The sequence below is a fragment of the Bacillus sp. FSL R5-0576 genome (assembly GCF_038004765.1).
In the GTDB taxonomy this organism is placed as follows: Bacteria; Bacillota; Bacilli; order Bacillales; family Bacillaceae; genus Bacillus; species Bacillus subtilis.
Window position 1 is genome coordinate 3,668,805 of sequence record NZ_JBBORU010000001.1, and the last position, 17,689, is coordinate 3,686,493.

At 45.3% G+C, this 17,689-nt stretch carries 16 protein-coding genes, 1 pseudogene and 1 other annotated feature; of the genes and pseudogenes, 11 read left to right on the plus strand and 6 right to left on the minus strand.

From position 1 onward, the window contains the following. Positions 1–88: 88 nt before the first annotated feature. The 4 genes from NX903_RS18820 (at position 89) to NX903_RS18835 (ending at position 2,671) form a co-directional block, all read left to right on the plus strand. Positions 89–475: a CidA/LrgA family holin-like protein gene (locus NX903_RS18820; protein ID WP_003227375.1), complete on the plus strand. Its 387-nt coding sequence runs from the start codon at positions 89–91 to the stop codon at positions 473–475. Beyond that, entirely contained in the window at positions 457–1,134 is a 678-nt protein-coding gene (locus NX903_RS18825; protein WP_003227371.1) for a CidB/LrgB family autolysis modulator, read from the plus strand. Before NX903_RS18820 ends, NX903_RS18825 begins: the two co-directional genes overlap by 19 nt. A gap of 103 nt (positions 1,135–1,237) precedes the next feature. After that, positions 1,238–2,440, plus strand: coding sequence for an MFS transporter (locus tag NX903_RS18830; RefSeq protein WP_019712834.1), 1,203 nt, complete (start codon positions 1,238–1,240; stop codon positions 2,438–2,440). Positions 2,441–2,473: 33 nt separating this feature from the next. Further along, positions 2,474–2,671, plus strand: a complete 198-nt coding sequence (locus NX903_RS18835) for a YwbE family protein (RefSeq protein WP_003227367.1) — start codon at positions 2,474–2,476, stop codon at positions 2,669–2,671. Between the two features lie 33 nt (positions 2,672–2,704). Here NX903_RS18835 and NX903_RS18840 read toward each other — a convergent pair whose 3' ends face one another. After that, positions 2,705–3,892, minus strand: coding sequence for a class I SAM-dependent rRNA methyltransferase (locus NX903_RS18840; protein ID WP_015385005.1), 1,188 nt, complete (start codon positions 3,890–3,892; stop codon positions 2,705–2,707). A gap of 120 nt (positions 3,893–4,012) precedes the next feature. On the opposite strand from NX903_RS18840, the gene glxA reads away from it, so the two are divergent. After that, complete coding sequence (gene glxA / locus NX903_RS18845) at positions 4,013–4,393, plus strand: glyoxalase GlxA (protein ID WP_003227362.1); 381 nt, start codon at positions 4,013–4,015, stop codon at positions 4,391–4,393. Positions 4,394–4,431: 38 nt separating this feature from the next. Here the strand turns inward: glxA and NX903_RS18850 are convergent, their stop codons facing one another. Both NX903_RS18850 and celB read right to left on the minus strand, forming a co-directional pair. Next, on the minus strand, positions 4,432–5,109 hold the full coding sequence (locus NX903_RS18850; RefSeq protein WP_086344469.1) for a DUF2711 domain-containing protein: 678 nt from the start codon (positions 5,107–5,109) through the stop codon (positions 4,432–4,434). A 76-nt stretch (positions 5,110–5,185) separates the two neighbouring features. After that, positions 5,186–6,506, minus strand: a pseudogene (celB, locus tag NX903_RS18855) (PTS cellobiose transporter subunit IIC). A gap of 226 nt (positions 6,507–6,732) precedes the next feature. On the opposite strand from celB, the gene epr reads away from it, so the two are divergent. The 3 genes from epr (at position 6,733) to sacY (ending at position 11,372) form a co-directional block, all read left to right on the plus strand. Continuing rightward, positions 6,733–8,670 carry a minor protease Epr gene (epr, locus tag NX903_RS18860; RefSeq protein WP_086344470.1) on the plus strand — a complete coding sequence of 646 codons (1,938 nt, stop codon included), beginning with the start codon at positions 6,733–6,735 and terminating at the stop codon, positions 8,668–8,670. A gap of 426 nt (positions 8,671–9,096) precedes the next feature. After that, complete coding sequence (gene sacX, locus NX903_RS18865; protein ID WP_024572918.1) at positions 9,097–10,476, plus strand: SacY negative regulator SacX; 1,380 nt, start codon at positions 9,097–9,099, stop codon at positions 10,474–10,476. Between the two features lie 53 nt (positions 10,477–10,529). Beyond that, positions 10,530–11,372, plus strand: coding sequence for a transcription antiterminator SacY (gene sacY, locus NX903_RS18870; protein ID WP_086344471.1), 843 nt, complete (start codon positions 10,530–10,532; stop codon positions 11,370–11,372). A 52-nt stretch (positions 11,373–11,424) separates the two neighbouring features. Here sacY and NX903_RS18875 read toward each other — a convergent pair whose 3' ends face one another. Both NX903_RS18875 and NX903_RS18880 read right to left on the minus strand, forming a co-directional pair. Next, positions 11,425–12,285 carry a glycosyltransferase family 8 protein gene (locus NX903_RS18875; RefSeq protein ID WP_015714932.1) on the minus strand — a complete coding sequence of 287 codons (861 nt, stop codon included), beginning with the start codon at positions 12,283–12,285 and terminating at the stop codon, positions 11,425–11,427. Between the two features lie 109 nt (positions 12,286–12,394). Continuing rightward, the gene (locus NX903_RS18880) at positions 12,395–13,108 is read right to left on the minus strand and encodes a YwaF family protein (RefSeq protein WP_086344472.1); all 714 of its coding nucleotides are present in this window, start codon (positions 13,106–13,108) and stop codon (positions 12,395–12,397) included. Positions 13,109–13,257: 149 nt separating this feature from the next. On the opposite strand from NX903_RS18880, the gene ywaE reads away from it, so the two are divergent. From ywaE to ywaD, 3 genes are all read left to right on the plus strand, one after another. After that, a complete protein-coding gene (gene ywaE, locus NX903_RS18885; protein WP_019712840.1) occupies positions 13,258–13,773 on the plus strand; it encodes a tyrZ transcriptional regulator YwaE in 516 nt (171 codons plus the stop codon). After that, positions 13,768–13,982, plus strand: a binding site (T-box leader). It overlaps the preceding gene by 6 nt. Before the next feature lie 41 nt (positions 13,983–14,023). Continuing rightward, complete coding sequence (gene tyrS / locus NX903_RS18890; protein WP_086344473.1) at positions 14,024–15,265, plus strand: tyrosine--tRNA ligase; 1,242 nt, start codon at positions 14,024–14,026, stop codon at positions 15,263–15,265. 154 nt (positions 15,266–15,419) lie between these two features. Next, positions 15,420–16,787: an aminopeptidase YwaD gene (ywaD, locus tag NX903_RS18895; RefSeq protein WP_086344474.1), complete on the plus strand. Its 1,368-nt coding sequence runs from the start codon at positions 15,420–15,422 to the stop codon at positions 16,785–16,787. A gap of 48 nt (positions 16,788–16,835) precedes the next feature. Here the strand turns inward: ywaD and NX903_RS18900 are convergent, their stop codons facing one another. Next, on the minus strand, positions 16,836–17,675 hold the full coding sequence (locus tag NX903_RS18900; RefSeq protein ID WP_128738378.1) for a helix-turn-helix transcriptional regulator: 840 nt from the start codon (positions 17,673–17,675) through the stop codon (positions 16,836–16,838). Between the last annotated feature and the right edge of the window lie 14 nt (positions 17,676–17,689).

The window sequence follows — 17,689 nt, forward strand, 5'->3', positions numbered from 1 at the left end:
TAGACAAAAGGAATACTTCTTATTCTTAATATATATTTTACCTATAGCGAGACCTTATGTACAATAAGTATATAAGGGAGGCATCAATATGAAAAAACTGTTGCTAACCGTTATTCAAATCGCTCTGTTATTTATATTTGCTCGGCTGATTAATTGGGTGACAGCCCTTCTTCATATAAATATTCCCGGCAGTATAATAGGGATTGTGATTCTTTTCACATTATTGCACTTTAACATTATCAAGCTTGAATGGATAGAGCTTGGTGCAGCGTGGCTTCTCGGGGAGCTGCTTTTATTTTTTATCCCGTCTGCCGTCGGAGTGATTGAATACGGAGACATTATGTCGAAATTTGGTGTCAGCATTCTGCTTGTTGTCATCATCAGCACGTTTGTCGTGATGGTGTCTACAGGAACGCTTACACAACTCATTGCAAAGAGAAAGGAGAAAAAGCATACGTGTTCATCGGAATTGTAAGTTTGTTTTTAACGGTTTTGGTGTATTTAGGAGCAAAAAAGGTATATCAACGCTTTCCGCGTGTTTATACGTCGCCGCTATTGGTGACGCCCGCTGTGTTAGTCGGTCTGCTGCTGCTGGTGAATGTCCCGTACGAGTCCTATAATCTCGGCGGCGGATTGCTGACCGATATGCTACAGCCGGCCACCGTGGCATTCGCTATCCCGCTATATAAATATTTCCCTGTTTTAAAGAAATACGCAGTGGAAATTATTTTGAATGTGGCCGTCGGTTCATGCATCGCGATTATTTCTACCGCTCTTATTGCGAAATGGCTTCACCTCGGCACCGGCTTAATTGACAGCCTCGTCCCGAGATCAGTGACAACGCCGATCGCGATGAACGTATCTGAAATGATCGGCGGAATGCCTGCCGTCACAGCCGTGTTTGTGATTTTAACCGCTTTGCTCGGCACAGTGATCGGCCCGATGGTCATCCGTTATTTCCGCATTGATAACGAAATTGCGCGGGGCGTGCTGCTTGGCACAAGCGCGCACGGAGCGGGAACGTCAAAGGCATTTGAGCTCAGCTCTGTGTCCGGCACAATTTCAAGCGTATCGATGATCTTAGCTGCGATTATGACACTTTGCGCGGCGCCATTTTTGCTTTCATTTATGTAAAAAACTGTCCTCTCGAGGGCAGTTTTTTTTATGTGCTTCCCCTTATTGAAAAGCTGACGAATTCCAATATAATGTATTTGTGGATACCAAAGGAGGCACCCTGATGCACAACTTGCAGGTGAGACGGCATTATGCCGCGTTAAAAGGATTTTATTTGTTTGCTTTTCTCGGTACGGGCAGCATGATTCCCCTACTCAGTATGTATTTAACGAAGGAACAGCATTTAAGCGGATCACAGGTCGGCTTGATCATGTCACTGGGCCCGATTGTGATGATTTTCTTTCAGCCGTTTTGGGGCATGCTGAGCGATTATACGCAAAAAACGAAAGGCCTGCTGGCGGTTTGCACATCAATCACAGGCATCATTGGACTAGGCTATATTGCATTTGACAGCTTTCCTCTGTTTATTTTGATTGCGGCCTGTTTTGCAGCCTTTCAAAGCACGATTATTCCACTTTCGGACAGCATTTCACTAAGGTACACACAAGAAACAAACGGCAACTACGGCGGAATCCGCCTGTTTGGCTCTCTCGGCTTCGGCGTCGCGGTGTTTGCCATGGGACAGGTGACGAACCAGCTGTACCCCATTCACGTGATCTTTATCTTTGGCTGTGCCTTTCTGTGCATTGCCGCCATATTGGCTTCTCAAATGCCGGGCCAGCAGAAAACGAAAACAAAGGTCAATATCCGCAAAGGATTCCGGGAGCTTATCAGCAACAAAACCTTCCTCATCTTTATGATCATCACCTTTACGACATTTGCTCCAAACTTAGCGAACAATACGTATTTCAGTCTTTTTCTGGACAAAAGCGGCGCATCTCTCTCCGCTATCGGCATTTTATTTTTCATCGGCGTGATTTCAGAAATACCATTTATGAGATTCGCCCAAACATTTATAGATAAAATGGGGCTGCTCAACGTCATTATGCTGTCAGGCGGAGTCTCATTATTCAGGTGGGCGCTCTATTTCACGGCGCCTTCACTATGGATCATTTATGCGACGGTCTTTCTTCAGGGAGTGGCCATCGGTTTATTTATCCCGGCGGCGCTTCAATATGTGAAAAAGATTACCCCAAGACACGTTGAAGCGACGGCGCTGACCATGTACGCCGCCATTGGCAACGGGTTCGGCAACTGGTTCTGCACATTTGCAGGCGGGTACATTTTTGACTACGTGTCGATTTTCGCGGTCTACTTGCTTTTTGGCATTCTGAGCATAGCAGGCTTTGGCCTGACATTATATTTAATGAAGGCTGAAAAAAACAAACATACACTTCATCAGCCGGCTGTTACTTTTAAACCATAATGACTATAATGAACAAAAGAAAGGATGTGCGTTATGAACGGGCAAGAGCGAAACAGCATTTCGAAAGGGTTGCAGGTTGATATTGTATTGAAAGCAGATCAAAAAACAGGAAAACTGACGAGAGGGACAGTGAAGGATATTTTGACGAAATCAAACTTTCATCCGCATGGCATTAAAGTCCGTCTTGAAGATGGCCGCATCGGCCGCGTCCAGCAGATCATTTCTACATAAAAAAAGCTGCCCCTGAACAGGGCAGCTTTTTCATTATTTTTTCTGCAGAAGGACCACTTTCAGGTAGTTGCCTTCCGGAAATGCCGAAATCGTTTTGAAATCCTCCGGCAGCGTAAATTCCTCAATGATGGTGTAGCGTTCGTTTGTTTCTTTAAATGCGGCATCGATAAAGCCTTTGAATTTCTTCATGCCAAAGGCGCTGCTGTTTGTAGAGGCAACAATGACACCCTTGTCAGCAGTGATGGCGATCGTTTCCTTCAGCAGGTTTTTATAATCCTTGGCCGCGCTGAAGGTGCGTTTTTTTGTGCGCGCAAAGGAAGGCGGATCGAGAATAATCAGATCAAAGCGCAAATCCTTTTTTGCAGCATATGAAAAATAGTTAAACACGTCCATCACTTTAATGTCGTGCGCTTCGTAATCCAGCTTGTTCACGCTGAATTGCTCGATCGTTTTGGCCAGACTTCGGTTTGCCACGTCAACGCTTGTTGTTTTCTCCGCTCCGCCAAGCGCCGCTGCCACGGAGAATGCACCCGTATAAGAAAACGTATTTAAAACGGTTTTCCCTTTTGCATAGCGGTCTCTGATCGCCTTGCGCACATGTCTCTGATCCAAAAAGATGCCCGTCATGGCGCCTTCATTCAGATCCACCGCGTATTGAATGCCATTCTCTTGGATGATGATCGGGAACTCGCCCCTTCTCCCTTTCACGAAGTCATCATCTTCAACGTATTGTCCAGCCGTGTCGAAGCGTTTCTTCTCGTAAATCGCTTTATAATCAAGATCCATCTCATCCAATGCGGAAATCAGCATGTCTTTAAAGGTGTAAATTCCCTTGCTGTACCATTGAATCAGCAGGTAGCCGTCATAATAGTCGATGGTGACGCCGCCGACACCGTCGCCCTCACCGTTGAACAGGCGGAAAGCTGTTGTATCTTGAGCCTCAAATAGTTTGGCGCGCGCTTGGGCCGCTTTTGTTAATTTGGTGAGAAAAAATGCCTGGTCAACCTGTTCATGTTTATTGCGGGTAAGCGTCCAGCCGACCCCTTTGTTTTGCAGGCCGTAATAGCCCCGCGCGAGAAACTCGCCGCTCTCAGACACGATATCAACGAGGTCTCCTTCTTTCATGTGCCCCGCACTCCCTGCGAGAGCTTCTTTTTCGATAAGGGGATAGCCTTTTTTGATTTTGGCAGCGTGTGCTTTCTTTAGGGTGAGTAGCTTCATATATGTCGTCCTCTTTCTGTTTGCTTTCTCTTATCGTACCACAAAACGCCAAGATGTCTGCATTGACAGAAAGGAAAGGTTTTTCTACGATAGACAAAAAGAGTTTCGAGGAGGAGCAGCATGCCAAAACGAATTGACCATACAGGCATCATGGTAAGAGATATTAACGCGTCCATCACATTTTATGAAGAGGTACTCGGCATGAAATTGAAGGATCGCATCACACACACGAACGGTGTAATCGAGCTTGCATTTCTTGGCTTTGAAGACGGCCCGGAAACAGAAATTGAACTGATTCAAGGCTACAGCAGCGAGCTTCCCGCTGAAGGAAAAGTGCACCACATTGCCCTGCTGACTGATGACATCGCGGCTGAATATACAAAAGCGGAAAAAATGAACGCAAAATTTATCGACGAGGAGATCACAACACTTCCAAACGGATACCGTTATTTCTATATCGAAGGCCCTGACGGTGAGTGGATTGAGTTCTTTCAGCGATAAAAATAAAGAACGTACATTTTGTGATGTACGTTCTTTTTTTATCTATACCAACTGATATACGTTGACTCATCGCAAATCATAGCTTCCCAGCCCATACGCTGAACCAGGTCATTGATGTTTTTATCTTTTGCTAAGAAGACATTAATGAATGAGTCATATACACTCATAAACACAAAGTCCATTTTCTCATCAGTCAAAACGAGCTCTGCTGCGGCTTCATCAAGAACCGTCCGCAAGTTGGCCTCAGTTATGTCCAAAACGCCACGGTTTTCCACAATCGGTTCTGCGTAATAAAACCGATTGGATCCGTTCGCACCTAACACCTTTACCGAACTCGGAATATGAAAATTTGAAATATGATCCTCACTGGGATAATAGAGGTCTCCATTTATGTTTTCATGTAACACCTCAGCCAAATCCTCTCTCGCGCACTCGTCCCTTAAAGCGCCTCTCGACGTCATTAAAGCCAGCGCCAGCTCAGCATGTGTTTGAAAGCCGCAAGAAGACATAACCTTCTTCCAGGAAACAGCCTTGCCTATTCCTCTTATTTCATCATCGTTTGGATAAATATGCTCGTAATCATGTTTTCTTTTTGCATTCTCCCATCCTTCAGGCATTTGGATAAAAGGAGAAAAAATAAGAGCAGCTGATGAGTATTCAACAGGTATTTGTTGTAAGATCGGTGATTCGTGATTGAACCATATATAATCTAACATGCGCACCTCCTTTACAAATTCTAACATTCCTTTCGTTTGAAAGAGATGATCAGCCCCATGACAGGCTGATCACCTATCACATCACATTTTTATCTCCGGATTCAACCACACTCTCTTCCCGCCATTTTTGATGATCCCATATTCTGAAAAACGGATAGTAGATGGCACAGGTGATCAGCAGATTCACCAGCTGCATAACGGCGCCCGACACCTTTCCGCCTGTCGCCAGGTAACCTGATATGAGCGGCGGCATCGTCCATGGCACCGCGATTCCGGCCGGTCTTGCCACCAGCCCGGTGCTCATGCCGATATAAGTCGCGGTAATCGTGAGGAGCGGTGCAATGATAAATGGGACAATAAGGAGCGGATTCATGACAATCGGCATGCCGAAAATGATCGGCTCGTTGATATTAAAAAGCGCGGGCCCAAAGCTGCTTCATTTGTTTGCTGCGAGATCGGACAAGCATCGTCAGGACAAGCGCCAGTGTCGCTCCGCTCCCGCCGACATTGATCCAAATTTGAAAAAACTGAGTCGTAAAAATACTCGGCAGCGCCTCGCCCGCTTGGAAGGCAAGACGGTTGGCATCCATCGCGCCGTACCAAATCGGCGACATGATTCCGCCAATGATGGAAGCCCCGTGAATCCCGCACGACCAAAGCAGCATCTGTACAAATTCAGCAATCAGGCTTCCGCCGAGACTGCCGCCAAGGATGGAAAGCGGTGTGCCAAGCAGGTCTCCTACGACATTGTGCAGACTCTGAAAAGGTGTCATTTCAATCAGAAGACGCGCCAGCCACACGAGAAACACAATGATAAAGCCGGGAATCAGCGCGACAAACGATTTGCTTACCGCAGGCGGCACACCGTCTGGCATTTTGAAGACGATATTTTTTTGAATAATGTACCGATAGATTTCGGTTGAAAACAAGGCGATCAGCATGGCGACAAATAAGCCCTTGCTGCCAAGTAGCGTGATCGGGATTCCGCCCCCTACCATGATGGACTCCGTTGAGCCATCCGGTGTAAACGGCACCTCAAACGGCGTTGCCAATAGAAATGCGGCAATTGAAATCGCTCCGGCCGAAAGGGCATCAACACCATAGCTTTCCGCCAGCCGATAGGCGATCCCGAAAGCGGCGATCATCGCCATAATATCAAACGAAGCATTGACGGGATATCCGAGCTTATCAGCCCACTCCTTCCCAAACACACTCGCCATGAAATCAGCATACCCCGGAATCGGCAGGCTCGTTAAAATCAAGAAGACAGACCCGATAATAATCAGCGGCATGGTCAGGATAATTCCGTCACGCAAAGCGCTGAGGTGCCGCTGTCCGGCAATTTTCCCGGCGACAGGCATTATTTTTTCTTCCATTACCCGAGTGAATGCGCTCATCTTAAAAGCCCCCTTTTCTCATTGCTTTGTGAACAACCTCCGCAATGTTTTCTTTATCTTATTTTGAAAACGCTTACAAATTCATTTGGAAAATTTCCTCTTCCTGCGGAAAAAATCTGCATTTTGTCAAACAGTCCTGTCTATGAAAAATTTTTTCCTTCTAACTATTAATCTCTCTTTTTTCTCCGATATATATATCAAACATCATAGAAAAAGGAGATGAATCATGAAAAACATGTCTTGCAAACTTGTTGTATCAGTCACTCTGTTTTTCAGTTTTCTCGCCATAGGCCCTCTCGCTCATGCGCAAAACAGCAGCGAGAAAGAGGTTATTGTGGTTTATAAAAACAAGGCCGGAAAGGAAACTATCCTGGATAGTGATGCTGATGTTGAACAGCAGTATAAGCATCTTCCCGCGGTAGCGGTCACAGCAGACCAGGAGACAGTAAAAGAATTAAAGCAGGATCCTGATATTTTGTATGTAGAAAACAACGTATCATTTACCGCAGCAGACAGCACGGATTTCAAAGTGCTGTCAGACGGCACTGACACCTCTGACAACTTTGAGCAATGGAACCTTGAGCCCATTCAGGTGAAACAGGCTTGGAAGGCAGGACTGACAGGAAAAAATATCAAAATTGCCGTCATTGACAGCGGGATCTCCCCCCACGATGACCTGTCGATTGCCGGCGGGTATTCAGCTGTCAGTTATACCTCTTCTTACAAAGATGATAACGGTCACGGAACACATGTCGCAGGGATTATCGGAGCCAAGCATAACGGCTACGGAATTGACGGCATCGCACCGGAAGCACAAATATTCGCGGTTAAAGCGCTTGATCAGAACGGCTCGGGGGATCTTCAAAGTCTTCTCCAAGGAATTGACTGGTCGATCGCAAACGGGATGGACATCGTCAATATGAGCCTTGGCACGACGTCAGACAGCAAAATCCTTCATGACGCCGTGAACAAAGCATATGAACAAGGCGTTCTGCTTGTTGCCGCAAGCGGTAACGACGGAAACGGCAAGCCAGTGAATTATCCGGCGGCATACAGCAGTGTCGTTGCTGTTTCAGCAACAAACGAAAAGAATCAGCTTGCCTCCTTCTCAACAACTGGAGATGAAGTTGAATTTTCAGCGCCTGGGACAAACATCACAAGCACTTACTTAAACCAGTATTATGCAACAGGAAGCGGAACATCCCAAGCGACACCGCACGCCGCTGCCATGTTTGCTTTGTTAAAACAGCGTGATCCTGCCGAGACAAACGTCCAGCTTCGCGAGGAAATGCGGAGAAATATCGTTGATCTTGGTACCGCAGGCCGCGATCAGCAATTTGGCTACGGCTTAATCCAATATAAAGCACAGGCAACAGATTCAGCGTACGCGGCAGCAGAGCAAGCGGTGAAAAAAGCGGAACAAACAAAAGCACAAACCGATATCAACAAAGCGCAAGAACTCGTCAGCCAGCTGCCGGGCTCCGACGCCAAAACTGCCCTGCAAAAAAGACTGGATAAAGTACAGTCATACAGAAATGTAAAAGATGCGAAAGACAAAGTCGCAAAGGCAGAAAAATATAAAACACAGAAAACCGTTGATACAGCAGAAACTGCCATCAACAAGCTGCCAAACGGAACAGACAAAAAGAACCTTCAAAAACGCTTAGACCAAGTAAAACGATACATCGCGTCAAAGCAAGCGAAAGACAAAGTTGCGAAAGCGGAGAAAAGCAAAAAGAAAACAGATGTGGACAGCGCACAATCAGCAATTGGCAAGCTGCCTGCAAGTTCAGAAAAAACGTCCCTGCAGAAACGCCTTAACAAAGTGAAGAGCACCAATTTGAAGACGGCACAGCAATCCGTATCTGCGGCTGAAAAGAAATCAACTGATGCAAATGCGGCAAAAGCACAATCAGCCGTCAATCAGCTTCAAGCAGGCAAGGACAAAACGGCATTGCAAAAACGGTTAGACAAAGTGAAGAAAAAGGTGGCGGCGGCTGAAGCAAAAAAAGTCGAAACTGCCAAGGCAAAAGTGAAGAAAGCGGAAAAAGACAAAACAAAGAAATCAAAGACATCCGCTCAGTCTGCAGTGAATCAATTAAAAGCATCCAACGAAAAAACAAAGCTGCAAAAACGGCTGAACGCCGTCAAACCGAAAAAGTAACCAAAAACCTTTAAGACTTGCATTCCAGGTCTTAAAGGTTTTTTACATTCTAAGAACATCGTACACAACCTTTTTCCCATCCGCCTCACAGGCTTTTCATACTATTGCTATACAGCCATGAACAGCATAAAATGAACGTTATTACAGTTATCACCACATATGGCGGGATTGTGACTGGGCAGGCAGGCAAGACCCAATGATGCAAAGGGAGTATTAGTGCCTAAAAAGCAGGGCATTTTAACTCTTCTTTTCGTGTTGGGCTCATAACGGCGCCTTGGACAACCCCTATTCTCATGCTCCGTCGTCGACGCGGGCATTTTTGTCATTTTCAGCCGGTATTTCTCACTTTTTTCATTTTGATTGTCAACTTTTCATTTGATACGATGAACAAGCCGACTTTTCTTCAGCAAAGGAGGTTTTGATTGCTTGCATAAAGAGATTGCAAAAGAATTACTGCTGCTCGCAGGAGGAAAAAACAATATTATCAGCATCAGCCATTGTACGACCCGTCTTCGTTTTGATGTAAAGGACGAGACGAAAATTGATATACATGCCATTGAGAACCTGCAAGGTGTGCAGGGCACCTTTTTCCGTTATGGGCTTTTCCAGATTATCTTCGGAGCAGGCGTCGTCAACAAAATATATAAAGAAGTCGTTCATGTATGGGAGAACGCGCCTTCTGAAGAACCTGTCCACCAGAAAAAAGCCAGCCGGAAGCTGAACCCTGCCGCAGCTTTTGCGAAAACACTGTCCGATATTTTTGTGCCGATTATTCCGGCAATAACAGCAAGCGGCCTGCTCATGGGGCTGATCGGCATGATTAAGGTGTTTCACTGGTTCGCTGCCGGCAGCCCATGGATTAAAATGCTCGACCTCGTGTCCAGCACAGCCTTTATTTTACTGCCGATTTTAGTCGGCTTCAGTGCCGCACGGCAATTTGGCAGCAACCCATACCTAGGGGCAGTGATCGCGGGGCTTTTGACGCATCCTGATCTGCTGGACCCGTCTATGCTCGGCAGCAAAACCCCGTCTTCTTTAGACATATGGGGGCTTCATATCCCGATGATGGGGTATCAGGGTTCCATGATACCGATTCTTCTCTCCGTTTTTGTCATGAGCAAAATTGAGAAGCTATTAAAATCGATTGTGCCGAAGTCGCTTGATGTCGTGATCATTCCCTTTATTACGGTCATGGTGACAGGATGCCTCGCGCTGATTGTGATGAATCCCGCCGCGTCCATCATCGGCCAGATCATGACACAATCGATCGTCTATATTTATGATCACGCCGGCATTGCTGCCGGAGCCCTTTTCGGCGGCATCTACTCCACCATCGTCCTATCTGGATTGCATCATAGCTTTTATGCAATTGAGGCAACGCTGCTTGCTAATCCGCATGTCGGTGTCAACTTTTTAGTGCCGATATGGTCGATGGCGAATGTGGCCCAAGGCGGAGCGGGGCTTGCGGTATTCCTCAAAACGAAACAATCAAGCCTGAAGAAAATTGCGCTTCCCGCTTCTCTGACCGCGTTTTTAGGCATTGTTGAGCCGATTGTATTCGGGGTAAATCTCAAACTGATCCGTCCCTTTATCGGAGCAGCCATCGGCGGTGCTATTGGCGGAGCGTACGTGGTTGCGGTACAAGTTGTGGCAAATTCCTACGGGCTGACAGGCATTCCGATGATTTCAATTGTGCTGCCGTTTGGCGCCGCGAATTTTGTTCATTATATGATCGGTTTTTTGATCGCAGCCGTCTCTGCTTTTATAGCTACATTGTTTCTCGGGTTTAAAGAAGAGACAGAATAACTGGATTTATTCGTTTTCATTCATAAAACGGGGGATGAAAGGACAAAAAAGCTATGAAAATTAAAAGAATCTTAAATCATAATGCTATCGTCGTAAAGGATCAAAATGAAGAGAAGATTCTCTTGGGTGCAGGAATTGCGTTTAACAAAAAGAAGAATGATATTGTCGATCCGTCAAAAATAGAAAAAACCTTTATCAGAAAAGATACACCTGACTATAAGCAGTTCGAAGAGATTTTAGAAACATTGCCTGAAGTCCACATTCAGATTTCTGAGCAAATTATCTCTCATGCCGAAAAAGAGCTGAACATCAAAATCAACGAGCGCATTCATGTTGCTTTTTCAGACCATCTTTCTTTTGCGATTGAACGCCTGAGCAATGGGATGGTTATCAAAAATCCGCTGCTGAATGAAATCAAAGTCCTTTATCCAAAGGAGTTCCAGATCGGCTTATGGGCCAGAACACTGATTAAAGATAAACTGGGGATTCACATTCCTGATGATGAAATCGGCAATATCGCCATGCATATCCACACAGCAAGAAACAATGCCGGCGATATGACACAAACGCTTGATATTACAACAATGATCCGTGATATTATCGAGATTATCGAAATTCAACTGTCTATTAATATCGTTGAAGATACCATCTCTTATGAACGGCTTGTGACCCATCTCCGCTTTGCCATTCAGCATATCAAAGCAGGCGAATCCATTTACGAGCTGGACGCAGAAATGATCGACATCATTAAAGAGAAGTTTAAGGATGCCTTCCTGTGTGCCCTAAGCATCGGCACCTTTGTGAAGAAGGAATACGGCTTTGAATTTCCTGAAAAAGAATTGTGCTACATCGCCATGCATATTCAGCGGTTCTACCAACGGTCAGTCGCACGCTGAGACAAACAAAAAACGCTTTTGATCATCTCAAAAGCGTTTTTTTATATCTGTATTATTGGTTGATCGCCGGATTCCCAATCGTATTCCACTTCGTATAGGACATGTAATGGAAATACTCATCACGATACGGATGTTTTGTATTGGAGTTCCAAGGCTTTTCTCCGCCGCAGAAGTGCACGATTGCCGGGTTTTCTCTTGTTTCATTATATTGCTTCCGCCCTAACAGAGTAGATGGGGTTTTCAGCTTTAACATGATATAGGTTTGAGCGTTCCAGCGCGGATGAAGTTCATACCACTGATCATATAAAATCGCATTCAGTGCATCTTGGTCATGCAGCACAAGAAAGTCTTCGTCTGGGTGTTCATTGATAAAGTTGATGACTTTTTCTGTGATGTTTTGCTTTCTCCAAGACTCAAAATCAATAATCATGATACCTGAGTTAAAATACTTCCCTGTATCAGTGACGTTCATTTCTTTCAGGCGTTCATGCTGCCCCGCATCCTCAACAGCGGCTACGGTGTATGGCGCAATGTCTAAGTCCCATAGCTTAGAAATATCCTCTAGGACAAGCGCATCACAATCGATGTAAATCATTCGTTTGATGCTTTCATCCTTAATTAAGTCGGGAATCGAAATGCGGTAATACGCGGCTTTTGTAATATGGCTGCTCTCTACCGCATGTTCATACATTTTGGTATCCACTTCTAAAAACTCAATCGGCACTCCGAATTTCAAAGTGGTTTCTTCCAGTCTTTTTTTGTTATCAGGCTTAATTCCGCCATCAATGACGTATAATTTTACCTCTCTCTCCTGATCCATGTTAGTCAATAAAGAAACGAACATCCCACCTAAATGACGAGCATAATTATCATCTGCGCATGATACGATATGCATGATTTCATCTTTCCTCAATGGTATTCATCTCCCTTTTTGTTGTACAAGTTACATACCCTTTTTCAAAAAAATAAACACGTTCTCCGACATTTTTTAAAACAGAATGTGTGATACAACAAAAAAGGTGTCATTTTTTGAAGATGCGATAAAGCCAATAAAGAATGAAAAAGCTTGCGATTGTGATGGCTTCAGCCGAGACGATATACCACGGCCATGGCCCGAGAACATCTAAGAGAGAGGATCCGCCCGGTTTTTTCGTCAAATACATATAATTCGCGCCAAGCCAGCGATCAATCTGGAAAATACAGACGCCGTACACATTAACAAGCAGGACTGTCACCCATAACGAGCGCTGGCCCATTCTGTAGGTGCCAATCACAGCCATCAGCAGACAGGATAAAAACACAGACCCGTGAGAAATAAAAAAGAGGATATATCGGATATGCGGAAATGAAAACATTCCGAGGTCAGGAGTGGCAAGAGCCTGAATCGAACTGCCGATGCCGGCAAAAAACAAAAACACAAACAGCTTTCTGCTTTTTGTCACTAACATAATAGCTGACAAATACACCGACAGGTCACTAAGCTGGAGAGGCAATGAAGTGCGCACCGACCACCTGCCCGTGGCGACCATCCATATTTGATAGCCGATTTGCGAACCAAGCAAAAGAAACACAAACAGAGAACGCAAAAACCGACTGGCCCTCGGCTGCTTGACCCCATTTTGGAACAAAAACAACAGAATGGCCAAAAGGGCGATAATCGCTAACGTCACTACATGCTCTGTCGAAAACAGATGAAACGGATCATGCTTATAGACGGATTGAACATATTTTTGCAAAACTGCACCCCCGTTTGCGGGTTTTTGTTTATTTTGGCGTTGTTTGGGCTTTTTTTATTCACCGATATATGGGCTTGAAGTTCACATCAGACTCTGTTACAATTCGTTTCATAGCTAATGATTCTGATAATTTAAGGCAGGCCTAAAAAATGGAACGTTCACATCAACATCAGCAGCTTCGGAAGGAAGAACACGATACACTTTCTAAGCTCAAACAAATGCCCGTCGAGTCACTCAACCTGGAAGCCATTTCGATCGCTACGAATCTGTATCGGTCTGCGCAAAGGCTCCGTGTCAAAATGGAGACTGAGGTTCTTTCTTCCTATAACCTTTCTTGGACCGCTTTCTCCATTCTTTATGATCTATGGGTATGGGGAGCGCTCGAAACGAGAAAAATCGCTGAGCTGTCAGGGATATCTACAGCTACAGCAAGCAACGTGATCAAAACGCTCGAAAAAAAGAATTTTTGCCGTAAAAGCATCGACACAAGAGATCGGCGACTCGTGTTTGTCTCTATCACCGATTCCGGCAAACAAGCGATCGAAGAACTCTACCCGGAGTTTCACAAAGGGGAAACAGAGCTCATTGCGGGAATGACGAAGGACGAACAGAAAATATTGACAGGGCTGCTTAGAAAGGTAGCTGACAATCTTCATACAACATAAGCTTTGACGGGAATCCAGTAGCGGTTTGTCTCCCTGTTTCAGAGAGCCGGCGGAAGGTGCGAGCCGGCACACAGCAAACGTGAATTACCTCCCCGAGCTTTCTTTGTGAACCTTAAAAGTAGCAAAGAACGGGAAACCGTTATTCGAATGAGCGGAAGACAATGTCTTCAACCAGGGTGGTACCGCGTGCATTGAGCCACGTCCCTTATCGGGATGGGCTCTTTTTTGTGTTTGTAAAAAAGGAGGAAGAATGATGATAACATTTGAGCAGCTCACAGCGTCACAGCAAAAAGAGGTAGAAAGACAGCTACAGCTATACATGACAGGCGCCCACGAAGTCATACCGCCGGAGGAATTAAAGGCAAAGCTCGTGAAATCAATTTCCACAGGCACGCCGCTTAAAATTAAGCTCGGATTAGATCCGTCTGCACCGGATGTACATTTGGGCCATACGGTTGTGTTAAATAAGCTTCGCCAATTTCAAGAAAACGGCCACATTGTCCAGCTGTTAATTGGGGATTTCACAGGAAAAATTGGTGATCCGACCGGAAAATCGGCAGCCAGAAAGCAACTGACTGATGAAGAAGTTCAGCACAACGCCAAAACCTACTTTGAGCAATTCGGAAAAGTGCTTGATCCAGAAAAAGTCGAGCTTCACTATAACTCAAAATGGCTGAAAACATTGAATCTGGAAGATGTCATTGAATTAGCAGGGAAAATAACGGTAGCCCGCCTGATGGAGCGCGACGACTTTGAAGAACGCATCGCCATGCAAAAACCAATCTCACTGCATGAATTCTTTTACCCGTTGATGCAGGGATATGATTCTGTCGTTCTCGAAAGTGATATTGAATTAGGCGGAACGGATCAGCATTTCAATGTCCTCATGGGACGGCATTTCCAAGAACGATACAACAAAGAAAAACAAGTCGTCATCCTTATGCCGCTCTTGGAAGGCTTGGATGGCGTCGAAAAAATGTCGAAGTCGAAACACAACTACATCGGCATTAACGAACATCCAAACGACATGTACGGAAAAACGATGTCACTGCCCGACAGCCTGATGAAAAAATACATCCACTTGGCGACAGACTTAGAGCTTGAAGAGAAAAAACAGCTCGTAAAAGACTTAGAAACCGGCGCAGTTCATCCGCGTGATGCCAAAATGCTTTTAGCCAAAACAATCGTCCGAATGTATCACGGAGAGAAAGCAGCAGAAGCTGCCGAACACTCGTTTAAAACAGTCTTTCAGGAAAACAGCCTTCCTGATGATATTCCGTCTGTCCAATGGGAAGGCGAGAAAACAATCGCGATTGTCGATCTGCTCGTTACATTGAAGCTCCTCTCTTCGAAGAGCGAGGCGCGCCGCATGATTCAAAACGGCGGTGTACGCATCGACGGAGAGAAAATAACAGATGTTCACGCCAAAGCAGAGATAAGAGAGAATATGATCATCCAAGTCGGCAAACGCAAGTTTTTAAAGCTCCAATAGTCTGATATTCCGAAACGCTTATGACCCTTCATTCATAAGCGTTTTTTGCAGGTATAAAGCACTGTCTTTTCAAAAACGCTCTTCATCTTGCAGGAAACTCCTTTAGCATCCCGAAATATTCCCCAACCATACATTTAGGGGAGGTTTATTTTTGATGAAAAAGCTTTTGACTGTCATGACGATGGCTGTTTTAACTGCCGGCACACTGCTCTTGCCGGCACAGAGTGTCACCCCTGCCGCGCACGCTGTACAAATATCAAATAGCGAGCGCGAGCTTCCATTCAAAGCAAAACATGCGTACTCTACCATTTCTCAGCTAAGTGAAGCAATCGGCCCCAGAATAGCCGGAACTGCAGCTGAAAAAAAGAGTGCCCTATTGATCGCCTCATCAATGAGAAAATTAAAGCTTGATGTGAAGGTTCAACGATTCAACATTCCTGACCGGCTTGAGGGAACACTGTCTTCAGCAGGACGCGATATTCTTCTCCAAGCGGCGTCCGGCTCAGCTCCGACTGAGGAACAAGGACTGACGGCCCCGCTTTACAATGCGGGATTGGGCTATCAAAAGGACTTTACCGCTGACGCCAAGGGCAAAATCGCCTTAATTTCCAGAGGAGACCTGACTTATTACGAGAAAGCCAAAAATGCCGAAGCCGCCGGAGCAAAAGCTGTCATCATTTATAACAACAAAGAAAGCCTCGTGCCTATGACGCCAAACCTGTCGGGAAATAAAGTCGGCATTCCGGTCGTCGGCATTAAGAAAGAAGACGGTGAAGCACTTACCCAGCAAAAAGAAGCCACCTTAAAACTAAAAGCATTCACAAACCAAACCTCCCAGAATATCATCGGAATCAAAAAACCAAAGAACATCAAACATCCAGACATTGTGTACGTGACGGCCCATTACGACAGTGTTCCTTTTTCACCCGGAGCAAATGACAACGGCTCAGGAACCTCTGTTATGCTGGAGATGGCGCGTGTCTTAAAAAGCGTTCCATCTGATAAAGAAATCCGCTTTATCGCTTTCGGCGCCGAAGAGCTCGGCCTGCTCGGCTCCTCTCACTATGTAGATCATCTATCGGAAAAAGAGCTGAAACGAAGCGAAGTGAACTTCAACTTAGATATGGTAGGCACAAGCTGGGAAAAAGCGTCTGAGCTGTATGTCAACACATTGGATGGCCAATCTAACTATGTTTGGGAATCCAGCCATACGGCTGCTGAAAAAATTGGGTTTGACAGCCTGTCTCTGACACAGGGAGGATCATCTGATCATGTGCCATTCCACGAAGCCGGCATTGATTCCGCCAACTTTATTTGGGGAGACCCGGAAACAGAAGAAGTTGAGCCGTGGTATCATACCCCTGAAGACTCGATCGAACATATCAGCAAAGAACGCCTCCAGCAAGCAGGCGATCTTGTGACAGCCGCTGTCTATGAGGCTGTGAAAAAAGAGAAGAAACCGAAAACCATTAAGAAACAAATGAAGGCCAAAGCAACTGACATTTTTGAAGATATCAAATAAAAAAAGACGGCACTTGGGTGCCGTCTTTTTTTTATAATGATCAGCTGTTTAGCCGTCTATAAGTAAAGCTTTCAGTTTATCAACTGTATTTTCTTTTTCTAACGGCCGGTAAATGGTCAGTTTCAAATCAGGAGAGTCATATATTTGTAATGTCATATGCTCCATCACCATTTTTCCGGCTGCCGGGTGATGAAGTACTTTTTCTCCTGCGTGTGTGCCTAATACTTCGTGGTGGTTCCACCATTTTTTAAATTCGGGGCTTCTTTCAGTTAACTCATCGATCAGCTCTTTTATCCATGCTTCCCCAAGAAACCGGCTGGCTGTCGATCGAAACTGTGCGATAAGTTTTTTGGCGTGGCTTTCCCAGTCGTCAAGCAGATCCCGATACTCCTTCGAGGTGAAACATCGCCATATGGCGTTCCTTTCCTTACTGCCCATTTGGCCAAAATTGCCGAACACAGCACAAGCTGCTGTGTTCCAAGCAATAACGTCCCACTTTTCGTCAGTCACATAAACAGGGCAATTGGTTAAATGATCAATAAAGTGCTGCACAGCTAGAGGAAGGCACTTATTATCTTCATCCTGATCATCTAAAGGAACATGATGGCCAGCCAACAGAAAGACATGACGCTTTTCCTCATAATTCAATTTGAGCACTCTCGATATGCTTTCCAGTACCTGTGTCGATACCCGAATATCCCTTCCCTGCTCCAGCCATGTGTACCATGTGACACCTATACCGGACAGCTGGGCTAATTCCTCTCTTCTCAAGCCTGTTGTTTTCCTTCTGGTGCCCATAGGCAATCCAAACTCTTGCGGAGAAAGCTGTGCCCTTTTAAGTTTTAAAAACTCCCCTAGCTCTTTCCGTTTTTCTGCCATACTGTCCACATACACACTCTCCT

Coding starts and splice junctions, on each gene's coding strand:
- NX903_RS18820 (WP_003227375.1), top strand. CDS start 89: ATGAAAAAACTGTTGCTAACCGTTATTCAAATCGCTCTGTTATTTATA.
- NX903_RS18830 (WP_019712834.1), top strand. CDS start 1,238: ATGCACAACTTGCAGGTGAGACGGCATTATGCCGCGTTAAAAGGATTT.
- NX903_RS18835 (WP_003227367.1), top strand. CDS start 2,474: ATGAACGGGCAAGAGCGAAACAGCATTTCGAAAGGGTTGCAGGTTGAT.
- NX903_RS18840 (WP_015385005.1), bottom strand. CDS start 3,892: ATGAAGCTACTCACCCTAAAGAAAGCACACGCTGCCAAAATCAAAAAA.
- glxA (WP_003227362.1), top strand. CDS start 4,013: ATGCCAAAACGAATTGACCATACAGGCATCATGGTAAGAGATATTAAC.
- NX903_RS18850 (WP_086344469.1), bottom strand. CDS start 5,109: ATGTTAGATTATATATGGTTCAATCACGAATCACCGATCTTACAACAA.
- epr (WP_086344470.1), top strand. CDS start 6,733: ATGAAAAACATGTCTTGCAAACTTGTTGTATCAGTCACTCTGTTTTTC.
- sacY (WP_086344471.1), top strand. CDS start 10,530: ATGAAAATTAAAAGAATCTTAAATCATAATGCTATCGTCGTAAAGGAT.
- ywaE (WP_019712840.1), top strand. CDS start 13,258: ATGGAACGTTCACATCAACATCAGCAGCTTCGGAAGGAAGAACACGAT.
- tyrS (WP_086344473.1), top strand. CDS start 14,024: ATGATGATAACATTTGAGCAGCTCACAGCGTCACAGCAAAAAGAGGTA.
- ywaD (WP_086344474.1), top strand. CDS start 15,420: ATGAAAAAGCTTTTGACTGTCATGACGATGGCTGTTTTAACTGCCGGC.